Annotated in this window: 9 protein-coding genes and 1 riboswitch; of the genes, 6 read left to right on the top strand and 3 right to left on the bottom strand. The window is 73.0% G+C overall.

All coding sequences use genetic code 11. The annotated features are described in order from the left end of the window. Positions 1–274: 274 nt before the first annotated feature. The gene (locus tag FJ309_09935) at positions 275–1354 is read right to left on the bottom strand and encodes a zinc-binding dehydrogenase (protein MBM3954918.1); all 1080 of its coding nucleotides are present in this window, start codon (positions 1352–1354) and stop codon (positions 275–277) included. After that, the gene (locus tag FJ309_09930) at positions 1347–2651 is read right to left on the bottom strand and encodes a hypothetical protein (GenBank protein ID MBM3954917.1); all 1305 of its coding nucleotides are present in this window, start codon (positions 2649–2651) and stop codon (positions 1347–1349) included. The genes FJ309_09935 and FJ309_09930 overlap by 8 nt, the downstream gene beginning before the upstream one ends. Positions 2652–2811: 160 nt before the next feature. Between FJ309_09930 and FJ309_09925 the strand changes: the two genes are divergently transcribed. From FJ309_09925 to gcvP, 6 genes are all read left to right on the top strand, one after another. Beyond that, a complete protein-coding gene (locus tag FJ309_09925; GenBank protein MBM3954916.1) occupies positions 2812–3957 on the top strand; it encodes a TIGR03364 family FAD-dependent oxidoreductase in 1146 nt (381 codons plus the stop codon). 19 nt (positions 3958–3976) lie between these two features. After that, entirely contained in the window at positions 3977–4801 is an 825-nt protein-coding gene (locus FJ309_09920) for a phosphonoacetaldehyde hydrolase (GenBank protein ID MBM3954915.1), read from the top strand. Between the two features lie 74 nt (positions 4802–4875). Beyond that, positions 4876–5916, top strand: coding sequence for a zinc-binding dehydrogenase (locus FJ309_09915; protein ID MBM3954914.1), 1041 nt, complete (start codon positions 4876–4878; stop codon positions 5914–5916). A 79-nt stretch (positions 5917–5995) separates the two neighbouring features. Continuing rightward, positions 5996–7768: a hypothetical protein gene (locus FJ309_09910; GenBank protein ID MBM3954913.1), complete on the top strand. Its 1773-nt coding sequence runs from the start codon at positions 5996–5998 to the stop codon at positions 7766–7768. 250 nt (positions 7769–8018) lie between these two features. Then, positions 8019–8714, top strand: a complete 696-nt coding sequence (locus FJ309_09905; protein MBM3954912.1) for a hypothetical protein — start codon at positions 8019–8021, stop codon at positions 8712–8714. A 118-nt stretch (positions 8715–8832) separates the two neighbouring features. Continuing rightward, a riboswitch (glycine riboswitch) is annotated at positions 8833–8942 on the top strand. Between the two features lie 55 nt (positions 8943–8997). Then, positions 8998–11949 (top strand): aminomethyl-transferring glycine dehydrogenase, encoded by a 2952-nt coding sequence (gene gcvP / locus FJ309_09900; GenBank protein ID MBM3954911.1) that lies wholly within the window; start codon positions 8998–9000, stop codon positions 11947–11949. Between the two features lie 313 nt (positions 11950–12262). On the opposite strand, the gene FJ309_09895 is transcribed toward gcvP, so the two are convergent. Next, positions 12263–12678, bottom strand: a 416-nt coding sequence (locus tag FJ309_09895; GenBank protein MBM3954910.1) for a transposase, incomplete at its 5' end; no start/stop codon positions are given.

Genomic DNA, 12678 nt, shown 5'->3' with positions numbered 1-12678 from the left:
CGATGCGAGGGCGACGGCGGAGGGGCTTCGCGGGTCCCTGTTCGGGGGCGGACTGTTTCGGCCGCGTGTCGGCTTGGACGCGGTCTTTCGGGGCCGCGGCGTGGTGGCCACGTCATGACGATCTTACCATCCTGACGGACGCACGGCGCCATGGATTTCACGGCGATCGCCCCAACTCGACCATCGCCAGCTCAGCCATCGCCACCTCGGCGGTCGCCGGCGCGGTTGTGGCTCGAGGCCGTGTCCGGAAACGCAGACGGCACGCGCCGCGGACTCACCCGGGACGGATGCCGACGCGGACGTGGCTGCCGGCGGCGGCGGCGCTGAACGCGGCCGTGACGTCGGCGAGCGGATACCAGGCCGAGACGAGGCTGGCGAACGGATGCCGGTCCTGGGCGGTGGCGAGAAACGCCACCGCCGCGGCGAGGTGGCGCGGCGAGTAGTTGTGGATCCCGCGGATCGAAAGCGCTCGGCGTACGATCCGCTCCGGCACGATTGCCCACGGCGCCCCGGGCGAGACCGCGCCGACCAGGAGGATCGTGCCACCGACCCGGACCTGCTCCCAGGCCCCCGCGAGCGCCGCGGTCGCGCCGGTGAGCTCGAGGAGCACGTCGGCACCGCGGCCCGCCGTCGCCGCGGCGACCAGCCCGGGCAGGTCGCCCGGTGCCCCGACCGCGGTCGCACCGAACTCCGCGGCCCGCGCCGCGCGCCCCGCGCGGGTGTCGACGACGATCACGTCGCGGGCCCCGCGCGCCTGCGCCAGCGCCGCCGCGGTGAGCCCGAGCAGCCCGGCGCCGAGGATCGCGACACACGCCCCGGAAAGGTCCCCGGCCGCCTCGAGCGCGGCGACGACCGTCGCGGTGGCGCAGTTGGCCGGGCAGGCGACCTCGAGCGCCATCCCGGCGGGAAGGGCGACGATCGCCGTCCCCGGCACGAGGAGGCAGTGCTCGGCCAGTCCGCCGCGGAACTCGATTCCCGCCTCGACGCGTTCGTGGCCGTATTTCACGCCGCGCTCGCACTTCGGCCACAGGTCGTGGGTGCAATAGAAACACTCGCCACAGCCGGCGACGATCGCCCAGGTGATCGCCGTGCCCTCGGCGAGCAGTGTGCCGGCGATGTCGTGGCGCGGGGCGCCGGGGCCGAAGGCGGCGACTTCGCCGACGATCTCGTGGCCGAGGACCGTCGGCACCGCCACGCTCCGCCGGCCGGCGACGGTGTGGAGGTCGCTGCCACACAGCGTGCAGCCGAGGACGCGGACGAGGATCTCGCCGGGGCCGGGGACGGGGAACGGGCGGCGCTCGAGCGACAGTTCGCCCGGCGTGCCCGAGAACAAGGCCAGCGTCGATTCAGGCATGGGCCGCGGGGGGGCGGTCGTCGCGCCCCGGGAGCGTGGTGGCGAACGCGGCGGCCGCGGCGAGCAGCGCCACCGCCCCCGCCGCGCCGCAGACCGTGCAGGCGCCGACGAAGAACCCGGCCAGCGCCTCCGGGTCGCGGCTTCCCAGCCAGCCGCGGCCGAGCATCACCGCGACGTAGCCGAGGTAGCCGAAGGCGTCGGCGACCTGCATCAGGAAGCCGATGTTGCCGACGTCACGGGTCGCCGCGAGGAGCCGCTCGAAGACGGTGGTGTGGATGACGACGTAGGGGATCGACAGCCCCAGCCCCGCCGTCACCATGAAGGCGAATGCCGGCAACCGCACGAACCGGGCGACGAGCCCCGTAGCGACGAGCACCAGGCACCCGGCCAGGCACCACGCCAGCGCCGTGAAAAAGGCACGACGGTTGTCGCGGAGGAACACCCCGGCACCGCTCACCACCAGCGCTCCCGCCGCCACCCACATGTCGACGCGCGCGAACGCCGACGGCGCCGCCGGCGCGCCCAGCCCACGGAACAGCTCCGGGGCATAGTCGTCGCGGATGCTGCGGAGGATCGTCACCAGCGTGTAGACGACGACCACGAGCACCAGCCCCGTCGCATGGCGGCCGGCCAGCGCCCGGCGCCCGGCGCGGTCGAGCGGCGCCCGCGGCGCCCGCGCCGCCTCGTCGGCCGCCGTCGGCGGCGGCACGCGCGCCAGCAGCGCCGCGAACCCCACCAGCGGGACGAGGAACAGCCCCCCGGCGGCGGCCGGCATCCAGGTCTCGCTCACCCCGCGCGACAACAGCCACGCCCCGACCGACTTCATCACGCCGCCGGCGAGGATGAAGCTGGCGCACAGCCCCGCCGCCAAGGCCTCGGTCTCGCGCCGCCCCTCGAGGCAGCCGAGGACGAGTCCGAACACCATCCCCAGCGGCAGGCCGTTGGCCACCAGGCACAGCGCGTTCCAGGGGCGTGGCACGACGGCGAACGCGACCAGCGCCGCCTCGGCCGCCGCGATCAGGATCACGATCCCCGCCGCGCGCCTCCCGCGCGGCCACTCGGCCACGATCCGGATGCCGACGAACTTGGAGAGCGTGTAGCCGATCACCTGCGCGGTGACGAGGATCGTCTTGAAATCGACGCCGCCGTACGTCTCTTCGTACGCCGCCGCCGTGAACGGCTTGCGGAACGCGTACATGCAGAAGTAGGTCCCGAACGCCGCCGCCGCGGTCCACAGCGCCGTCGCCAGCCGCGACGACGGGCCCGGGGCCGGCGGGAGAGCGGCAGGCGCGGCCATCGGCGGGATTCCCCGGGACAGCCGCGCGGCGACCGCGCGGCGGCGAGAGCATACCAACCCCGTGCGGCACCGCTGGCCTTGAACGTCCGCCCGGCGCGCGGTCACGATCAGCGGCGTGCCCCGCGTGGGGCGCGTGCCCTTCCCACCCGGCGGTCGCCCGATGCCCACCAGCCATGTCGTGGTCGTCGGCGCGGGGATCGTCGGCCTGGCCCATGCCTGGATGGCGGCGCTGCGCGGCCACCGGGTGACGCTCCTTGAGCGCTCCCCCCGCGCCGCCGGAGCATCGATCCGCAATTTCGGCATGGTGTGGCCGATCGGCCAGCCGGCGGGCGCTCCGCACGCGACGGCGCTCCGCAGCCGGGCGCGGTGGCTCGAGGCGGCGCAGGGCGCGGGGTTCTGGATCGACCCCTGCGGCTCGCTCCACCTCGCCCACCGCGACGACGAGGCCGCCGTCGTCGAGGAATTCGCGGCACGCGCACCCGACGTGGGGATCGAGTGCCGGCTGCTGTCGGCCGCCGCGGTGCTCGAACGAACGCCGGCCGCCAATCCGGCCGGGCTGCGCTGCGGCCTGTGGAGCCCCGCCGAGTGCGCCGTCGATCCGCCGGAGGCGATCCGGGCGCTGCCCGGCTGGCTCGCGGCACGGTACGGAATCGAATGCCGGTTCGCCACCGCCGTGACGCGGATCGAGCGCGACCGCGCGGTCGTCGTCGAGACTGCGGCCGGCGAGCGGCTGTCCTGCGACCGCGCCATCGTCGCCGGCGGTGCCGACCTGGAAACCCTGTTTCCGCGCGAGCTTGCCGCCGCCGGGCTCACGCTGTGCAAGCTACAGATGCTGCGCACCGTCGCCCAGCCGGACGGCTGGCGGGCCGGCTGCCACCTCGCCAGTGGGCTGACGCTCCGGCACTACGCGAGCTTCGCCGGCTGCCCGAGCCTGCCGGCGCTGCGGGCCCGGATCGCGCGCGAGACGCCGGAGCTCGACCTCCACGGGATCCACGTGATGGTCTCCCAGACCGGTACGGGGGAGGTGATCCTCGGCGATTCCCACCACTACGACGCGGCCATCGAGCCGTTCGATACCGACGTGGTCGAGTCGCTCATCCTCCGCGAGCTGTCGCGCGCCTACCGCCTCCCCGAGTGGTCGATCGCCGCGCGCTGGCACGGGTTCTATGCCAAGCTTCCCGGCGCGTGTGAATGGCGCGCCGAGCCGCTGCCCGGTGTGCACCTGGTCACCGGCCTCGGCGGGGCCGGCATGACGATGGCGTTCGGCCTCGCCGACGAGGCCTGGATGGAGTGGGACGATGCCTGAGCGATCCGAGGGCCCGGCGATGCGCTTCCCGATCCGCGCGGTGATCTTCGACTGGGCTGGCACGACCGTCGACCACGGCAGCCGGGCGCCGGCGCGGGTGTTCGTCGAGCTGTTCGCCGGCGCCGGGATCCCGATCACGGTCGCCGAGGCGCGCGCGCCGATGGGGCGCGCCAAACACGACCACATCGCCACCGTTCTCGCGCTGCCGCGCGTCGCGGCGGCGTGGCGCGCCATGCTCGGTCGGCCGGCGACCGACGCCGACGTCGAGCGGCTGTACCGCGACTTCCTCCCGCGGCAGCGCGCCGTGCTGGCGGAGCACTCGGCGGTAATCGGCGGCGTGCCCGAGGCGGTGGCCGAGTGCCGGCGGCGCGGCCTGGCGATCGGCGGCACCACCGGCTACACCCGCGAGCTGTTGGACGTGGTCGAGCCGATCGCACGGGCCGGCGGCTACGCCCCCGACGTCTCGCTGTGCGCCGACGACGTCCCCGCCGGGCGGCCGGCGCCCTGGATGATCTTCCGCGCCTGCGAGCGGCTCGGCGTCTATCCGCCGGCCGAGGTCCTCGTCGTCGACGACACGCCGGTGGGGATCGCCGCCGGCCGCAACGCCGGCGCGCGGACGGTGGCGGTGTCGCGCACCGGCAACGCCCTGGGCCTGTCGGCGGCCGAGGTGGCGGCGCTCCCCCCGGCCGAGCTTGCCGACCGGCTGGCGGCGATCGAGCGCGAGTTTCGCGTTGCCGGGGCGGAGTTCGTCATCGAGAGCGTCGCCGACCTGCCCCAGTTCCTCGACAGGGAGTGCGCCACCGGGCCGGGTGCCAACGCGGTCCCCGCGCCACCACCACGCTGATTTCGAGTCGACAATGCCCTCCGTGGCCGGCGGCCGATCACCGTGGCCACAGCCTGCGAGCCGGAGACGCCGCGATGCGTGCCGCCGTCTACGAGTCGTTCCGCGGGCCGATCGCCGTCCGCGATCTGCCCGACCCGGTGCCACACGACGACGCCGTGCTCGTCGCGGTGCGGGCCTGCGGGATCTGCCGCAGCGACTGGCACGGCTGGCAGGGGCACGACGCGATGGTGCGGCTGCCGCACGTACCCGGCCACGAACTGGCCGGGTACGTGGCCGCGGTCGGCGCGGCGGTCAGGGGTTGGCGCGGCGGCGAGCGGGTGACCGCGCCATTTTGCTGCGGTTGCGGCACCTGCCCCGACTGCCGGCGCGGCGACACGCAGGTCTGCCCGCGGCAGACCCAACCGGGGTTCAGCCACTTCGGCGGCTTCGCCGAACTGGTCGAGATCCGCCACGCCGACCTCAATCTCGTGGCGCTCCCCGACGGCGTCGGGTTCATCGCCGCGGCCAGCCTCGGCTGCCGGTTCTCGACCGCCTACCGGGCCGTCGTCCAACAGGGGCGGGCGGCGGCTGGGGACTGGGTGGCGATCCACGGCTGCGGCGGCGTCGGGCTGTCGGCGATCATGATCGCACGGGCCACCGGCGCGCGGGTGATCGCCGTCGATCCGGCTGCGGCGCGGCGGGCGATGGCGCGTGCGGTCGGCGCCGAGGAGGTGCTCGACCCGACGGCCGGCGACGTCGCCTCCCGCATCCGCGCGGCGACTGGCGGCGGTGCCGCGGTGTCGATCGACTGCATCGGCGCTGCCGAGGTCTGCCGGCAGTCGGTCCTGTCGCTGGCCAATCGCGGCCGGCACGTCCAGGTCGGTCTCCTTACCGGCGACCAGGCGACGCCGCCGCTGCCAATGGATGTCGTGATCGCCAGGGAGCTGGAGCTCCTCGGGAGCCACGGGATGCCGGTCGGGGCATACCGCGATCTCCTCGGCCTGGTCGCCGCCGGCACGCTCGGCCCGGAGCGCCTCGTCAGCGACACCGTCGACCTGGAGGCCGGCGCCCGGCTCCTCGAGCAGTTCGACTCGTTTCCCAACCGGGGGATGACCGTGATCGGGTTTCCGGGCTGAGCGACGCGGCACTCGCGCCCCGTGCGACCGCGCGGCGGCGGGCGTTGACCCGGGCACCGGCCTCGTCGACGATGCCGCCATGAAAAGCGCCTTGCAGACCACCACCGGCACGCTGCGGATCGGCGACCAGTGGAACGCGATCACGATCATCGCCCACTCGCAGACCCATCCCCTCAAGGCGATCTGCGAGCTGACCGAGAACGCGATCGACGCCGGAGCGGCGCGGATCCGGATCGTGCGGCGCCGGGCGCAGGGGCGGATGTTCCTCGAGGTCGAGGACGACGGCCGCGGCGTCGCCCCGGGACCCGACGGCACCCCCGACTTCGAGCGGATCGCGACGCACCTGTGCGACTCGATGAAGCGCCACCTCGACGCCCCGCAGCGCCGCGGCGTGCACGGCGAGTTCGGCATCGGGCTGTTGAGTTTCTGGAGCCTCGGCGAGGAGCTGCGGATGACCTCCGCCGGCGGCACCGGCCGGCCGCGCGAGCTAGAGCTTTCTCGCGGCAAGCGCCAGTACACGATCCGCCCCGTGCGCGGCCGGCTGGCGCCACCCGGCACGCGCGTGGTCGTCGGCCCGCTGCTGGAGGCGACGAAAAACCTCGTCACCGGGGAGAAGATCGCGCGCTACCTGTCGGCCGAGCTGCGCGACCGGATCCGCTCCACCGGGGCGGCGATCGACGTGATCGACACCGTCGCCCGGCGCGAGATCCGCGTCGTGCCGCGCGAGTTCGACGGCGAGCGGCTCGAGATCCCGCGCCGCTATGCCACGCCCCTCGGCGACGTGGCGGTGGAGCTCTACCTGCGCGGCGACGACGCCACCGGCCCGGGTGGCGTGGCGGTCTGCAAGGACGGCACGCGCGTGCTGGCCGACATCGGCGAGCTGCTCCCCTTCCAGCACGCCCCGTGGACCGACCGGCGGCTCGAGGGGCTCGTCGACTTCGAAGCGCTGGCGCTCGCCCCCGGGACGCGCTCGGGCATCGTGCCCGACGCGGCGTTCGACCTGCTGGTGGCCGTCGCCCCGGCGATCGAGGCCGACGTCGCCGGCGCCGTCGCCGAGCGCGAGCAGGCGGAGGCCGAGCGGGCCAGCCGGCAGCTCCTCAAGCAGGTCCACAAGGCGTTCGCCTCGGCGCTCGCCGACTTGCCCCAGGAGGATTACCTGTTCTTCGACATCCCCAAGTCAGAGCCGGCGCTGCAGGAGCGCGGCGGCACGGGGCAAGGGCGCGGCGGGCGCGAGAAACCGGCAGCGCCGGCCCCGGCCGCGAAGCCGCCGGGGCTGTTTGCCGCGGAGCCGGGGCCGCTGGCGGCGCTGCGCGTCACGCCGCGTCATCCCCGCCGCCCTCCCGGCGGGTCGTGCCTGTTCACGGCCGTGGCCACCGATGCCGCGGGGATCGAACTGCGCGGCGTGGCGATCGGCTGGCAGATCGTCGCCGGCAAGGGGGAGCTCGCCGCCGACGGGCCGGCGTGCCGGGTCGCCTCGGGAGTCGAGGGGATCGTCGCGGTCGAGGCGACGGCACGCCATGGGGAGCGCGCCGCGACCGACCGCGTCGCGGTGAAGTTCCTCGTCGATGCCGATCCGGGGGCCGCCGGCGGCCGCGGTCTCCCCGGCTACCGGCTCGAGCCGGGGCACGGCCAGCCGTGGCGCTCGCGCTACGACGCACCCGCCAACGAGATCGTGATCAACTCCGCCCACCGCGACTTCCTCGCCAGCCGCTCGTCGCCGGCGAAGCACCGCCGCTACGTCGGCAAGCTGTATGCCAAGGAGGTCGTGCTCACCAACTTCCCCCACGAGTCGCCCGCCGCGGTGATGGAGCGGCTCATCGAGATCACGCTCCGCACCGAAGACGCCCTGTGACGGGTCTGAACCCGGCGGCGCATTCGACCCCCGCCCGCACACGACGGTAGGCTGCCAATCATGGATCGACATCGCCCCGCGTGTGACTGGCGCGTTGTTGTCGGCGACGAGCAGGCGGAGTGGTATGCCATGACCCCGGCCGAGCGGCTCGAGGCATCGTCCGTACTCTGGCAGACCTATCTGCAATTGGGGGGATCCCTTGACCCCGAGCCCGATTCTCAAAGTCCTTTCTACTCTGAGGAGGAACGACGTGCGTTCGCTCCTCATGGGGGGGCAGGCGTGCATCGCCTACGGCGGCGCGGAGTTTAGCCGCGACACCGACATCCTCGTGCTCGCCGACGACGGCAACCTCGCCCGACTGGCCGCGGCCGTCGGCGAGCTCGAGGCCGAGGTGATCGCGGTCCCGCCGTTCGAGAAGCGGCACCTCGAAGCCGGTCACGCCGTCCATTTCCGGTGTCATGCTCGCGGCGTCGAGGGCATGCGGCTGGATGTCATGGCCCGAGTCCGCGGTCTCGCGGATTTCGCGCGCCTCTGGCAGCGGCGGTCGACCATCGGCACCGTCGACGGGCCGATCGAGCTGCTGGCGCTGTCGGATCTGGTCACCGCCAAGAAGACCCAGCGCGACAAGGACTGGCCGATGATCACGCGGCTGGTGGAAGCGGACTACGCCACCCACGCCCCCGGCGCCGACACCGACCGGCTGGCCTTCTGGCTGACCGAGGCACGGACTCCCGCGCTGTTGATCGAGATCGCCCGCGCTCACCCGAACGCCGTGCGCGTGGCCGCCGCCGGCCGGCCGCTCCTCGCCCACGCGCTGGAGGGCGACAGCGGCGCGCTGGCTTCGGCCCTCCGCGCCGAGGAACAGGGGGAGCGGGAGGCTGACCGGGCCTATTGGGCTCCGCTCCGCGCCGAGCTCGAGCAGCTCCGTGCCCGTCGGCGCGGCTGAGATCACGAAGGCATTCATCCCCGGATCGTGCCCCCGGGGGCGCCTGCTACAATGGAGGCACGTCAGGAGAGAGTCGCAAGACCGCCGAAGGCTGAACGCTCAGGCAAACGGACTGACGACACACACTGTTGGAGAGTGACGCGGGCGAAAGCCCGTGTCCACCGAAGGGGCAAGCCGCGGACGGGCGTCCGCGGTGAATCTCTCAGGTCCCAGGACAACAGGGTTCCCGGTGACGGTCAACCCGCGGGGCGGGGGCCGTGGCCATGCCGCGTGGAGCCTTGTCATGTCGCAGTCCCCCACCGCCGCTCCGCGGCCGGCCGCCCCGGCGGCCAAGCGCCCCTCGGCCCTCGAAGCCCTCGAGCCGGCCGGCGAGTTTCGCACGCGCCACATCGGCCTCGGACCGGCCGAGGAGCGACACATGCTCGACGCCGTCGGTGCGGCGTCGCGCGGGGCGCTGATCGAGTCGATCGTGCCGACGAGCATCGCGCGGAGCACGCCGATGGCGCTGCCCCCCGCGGTCGGCGAGGCGGAGGCGCTGGCCGAACTGCGGCAGATCGCCGACCGCAACCGCCTCCTCACCAACTGCATCGGCCAGGGCTACCACGGCACGCTCACGCCGCCGGTGATCCTCCGCAACATCCTCGAGAACCCCGCCTGGTACACCGCCTACACCCCCTACCAGGCCGAGATCAGCCAGGGGCGGATGGAGGCCCTGGTCAATTTCCAGACGATGGTCTGCGACCTGACGGCGATGCCGATCGCCAACGCCTCGCTCCTCGACGAGGCGACCGCCGCCGCCGAGGCGATGACGCTCGCCCTCCGCTGCCACGGCGGATCGAGCAAGACGTTCCTCGCCGACCGGCGCTGCCATCCGCAGTCGCTCGAGGTCCTCGCCACCCGGGCCAAGCCGCTGGGGATCGAGGTCGTGGTCGGCGACGTCGCCACGTTGATCGGGACGACCGACTGCTTCGGCGTGCTCGTGCAGTATCCCGCCACCGACGGGACGATCGACGACTTCCGCGGCCTCGCCGAGCGCGTCCATGCCCGCGGTGCCGCGCTGTGCGTGGCCACCGATCTCCTCGCCCTCACGATCCTGACGCCGCCGGGCGAATGGGGCGCCGACATCGTCGTCGGCACCACGCAGCGCTTCGGGATGCCGATGGGCTGCGGCGGCCCGCACGCCGCGTTCTTCGCCTGCCGCGACTCGTTCAAGCGCTCGCTCCCCGGCCGGCTGGTCGGGGTCAGCATCGACTCCCACGGCAAGCCCGCCTACCGCCTCGCCCTCCAGACGCGCGAGCAGCACATCCGCCGCGAGAAGGCGACGAGCAACATCTGCACCGCGCAGGTGCTCCCCGCCGTGGTGGCGAGCATGTATGCCGTCTGGCACGGCCCCGCCGGGCTCGCCCGGATCGCCCGGCGCGTGGCGACGCTGACGGCGATCCTCGCCGCCGGCCTCGAGCGGCTCGGGTTCGCGGTGGCCAACGCCCGGGCCTTCGACACCCTCCGCCTCGACACCGGTGACCGGACCACGGCACTCCTCGCCCGGGCCGTCGAGCACGGCATCAACCTCCGCCGGCTCGGCGCCGGCAGCCTCTCGATCACGCTCGACGAGACGACGACCCGGGCCGACGTCGAGCGGCTCTGGGGGGTGTTCGCGGCGGCGGGGCAGTCGCGGCCCACGGTGGCCGATCTCGAGCACGCCGCCGGCCCGCGGCTTCCGGAGGCGCTTCTGCGCACGAGCGACTTCCTCGGCCATCCGGTGTTCAACTCGCACCACAGCGAGACGGCGATGCTGCGCTACATCCGCAGCCTCTCCGACCGCGACCTGGCGCTCGACCGCAGCATGATCCCGCTGGGGAGCTGCACGATGAAGCTCAACGCCACCGCGGAGATGATCCCGATCACGTGGCCCGAGTTCGCCGCCGTCCACCCCTTCGCCCCCGCCGACCAGCGCGAGGGCTACGCGCTCCTCGACCGGCAACTGCGCGGCTGGCTCACCGAGGCCACCGGCTACCGCGGCATCAGCCTCCAGCCCAACGCCGGCAGCCAGGGTGAATACGCAGGCCTGCTCGTGATCCAGGCGTTCCACCAGTCGCGCGGCGAGGGGCACCGGACGATCTGCCTGATCCCCTCCTCGGCCCACGGCACCAACCCCGCCAGCGCCCAGATGGTGGGGATGGAGGTGGTGGTCACCGGCTGCGACGAGCAGGGCAACGTCGATCTGGTCGAGCTCGAGGCCAAGTGCCGGCACTACGCCGACCGGCTGGCGGCGGTGATGATCACCTACCCGAGCACGCACGGGGTGTTCGAAGCGCAGATCAAGGAGCTGTGCGCGATCGTCCACCGCCACGGCGGCCGGGTCTACATCGACGGCGCCAACATGAACGCGCTGGTCGGCCTGGCGGCCCCGGGTGAGTTCGGCGGCGACGTCAGCCACCTGAACCTCCACAAGACGTTCTGCATCCCCCATGGCGGCGGCGGACCGGGGGTCGGGCCGGTGTGCGTGGTCGCGGATCTGATTCCCTTCCTCCCCGGCCATGCCACCGGCGGGCTGCCGGCCCCGCACGTCGGCGCCGTGTCGGCGGCGCCGCTGGGCAACGCGGCGGTCCTGCCGATCAGTTGGATGTATTGCCGGATGATGGGGCCCGACGGGCTGGTGCAGGCGACCGAGGCGGCGATCCTCGCCGCCAACTACGTCAGCCGCCGGCTGGCCGACCATTTCCCCACCCTCTACCACGGCCCGTTCGGCCGCGTCGCCCACGAGTGCATCCTCGACCTGCGGCCGCTCAAGGAGACCAGCGGCATCACCGCCGAGGACGTCGCCAAGCGGTTGGTCGACTACGGCTTCCACGCCCCGACGCTCTCATTCCCGGTGCCGGGCACGCTGATGGTCGAGCCGACCGAGAGCGAGCCGCTCGAGGAGCTCGACCGGTTCGTCGAGGCGATGATCGCGATCCGCGGCGAGATCCGCCGCATCGAATCGGGCCAGTGGCCGCGCGACGACAATCCGCTCAAGAACGCCCCCCACACCGCGGCCAGCGTGGCGGTGACCGAGTGGGACCACCCCTACCCGCGCGAGGTGGCGGTGTTTCCCCTGGCAGGCCTCGAGCGGCGCAAGTACTGGCCGCCAGTGGGGCGCGTCGACAACGTCCACGGCGACCGCAACCTGTTTTGCAGCTGCGTGCCGGTGGCGGCCTGGGCCGAGGGGGACAAGGGCGAAGCGGAGGGATCGTGACGGCGACGAGGGCGCGACCCATGGCCACGATCTCGTCGATCCGTACAACGCTGCTCGAGCAGTTTCCCGAACCGCAGACGAGATCATGATGATCTTCGTCGATTCCGCGATCCCGATGTCCGGGGCATACGTTCGAGGCAGCACAGTGCGCCGGTGATCATCGCCAGCACGCTCGTCAGGCCGGAGTGGTCGATCTCGGGGATCGGCGCGGGGCCGCTGGCCGGACCGGCGAGGCGAAAGCCGAAGCCCGACTCCAGAGCCGCCGCGTCGTATCCCAGACCAATTCTCGAAGAGAGGTGGTTCTTCCGGGATTTCAGTGGCAGGGTAGCTGCGGCCTGAGGTCAAGCTTCCCGCAGAAGAACAGGATTCGCGTTCTGTAGTTCACGAATGACCGGAAGCCGCGGGCTGCGTACTTCAGGGCCTGGATGACGCTGTTGAATCCCTCGCTCGTGGCGTTGGTGATGCGGTGACGGAAGTAGCTCAGCAGGTTCGGCAGATGACGCTTGAGCATCCTGGCCTCCTTGATGACGGGCCGGAGGCGACAGCGCACGCCCCAGGCATACCACTGGCTGAAGAAGTCCTCGGCGCTCGTGGTGTAGACGTGCCGCCAGAACCAGCGGAACTCCTCCTTGATGGCCCACGCGCGAGCGGTTTTCAGGCCATTCTGCCGGATGGCCGCGAACCTGCGTCGCTGCGCCGGCGAGAGATTGGCCTTGTTGAAGAGCCAGA

The sequence above is a fragment of the Planctomycetota bacterium genome, from assembly GCA_016872555.1.
In the GTDB taxonomy this organism is placed as follows: domain Bacteria; phylum Planctomycetota; class Planctomycetia; order Pirellulales; family UBA1268; genus F1-20-MAGs016.
Note: the sequence above shows the minus strand (reverse complement) of the source record. Positions and strands in the feature narration are given on the sequence as shown.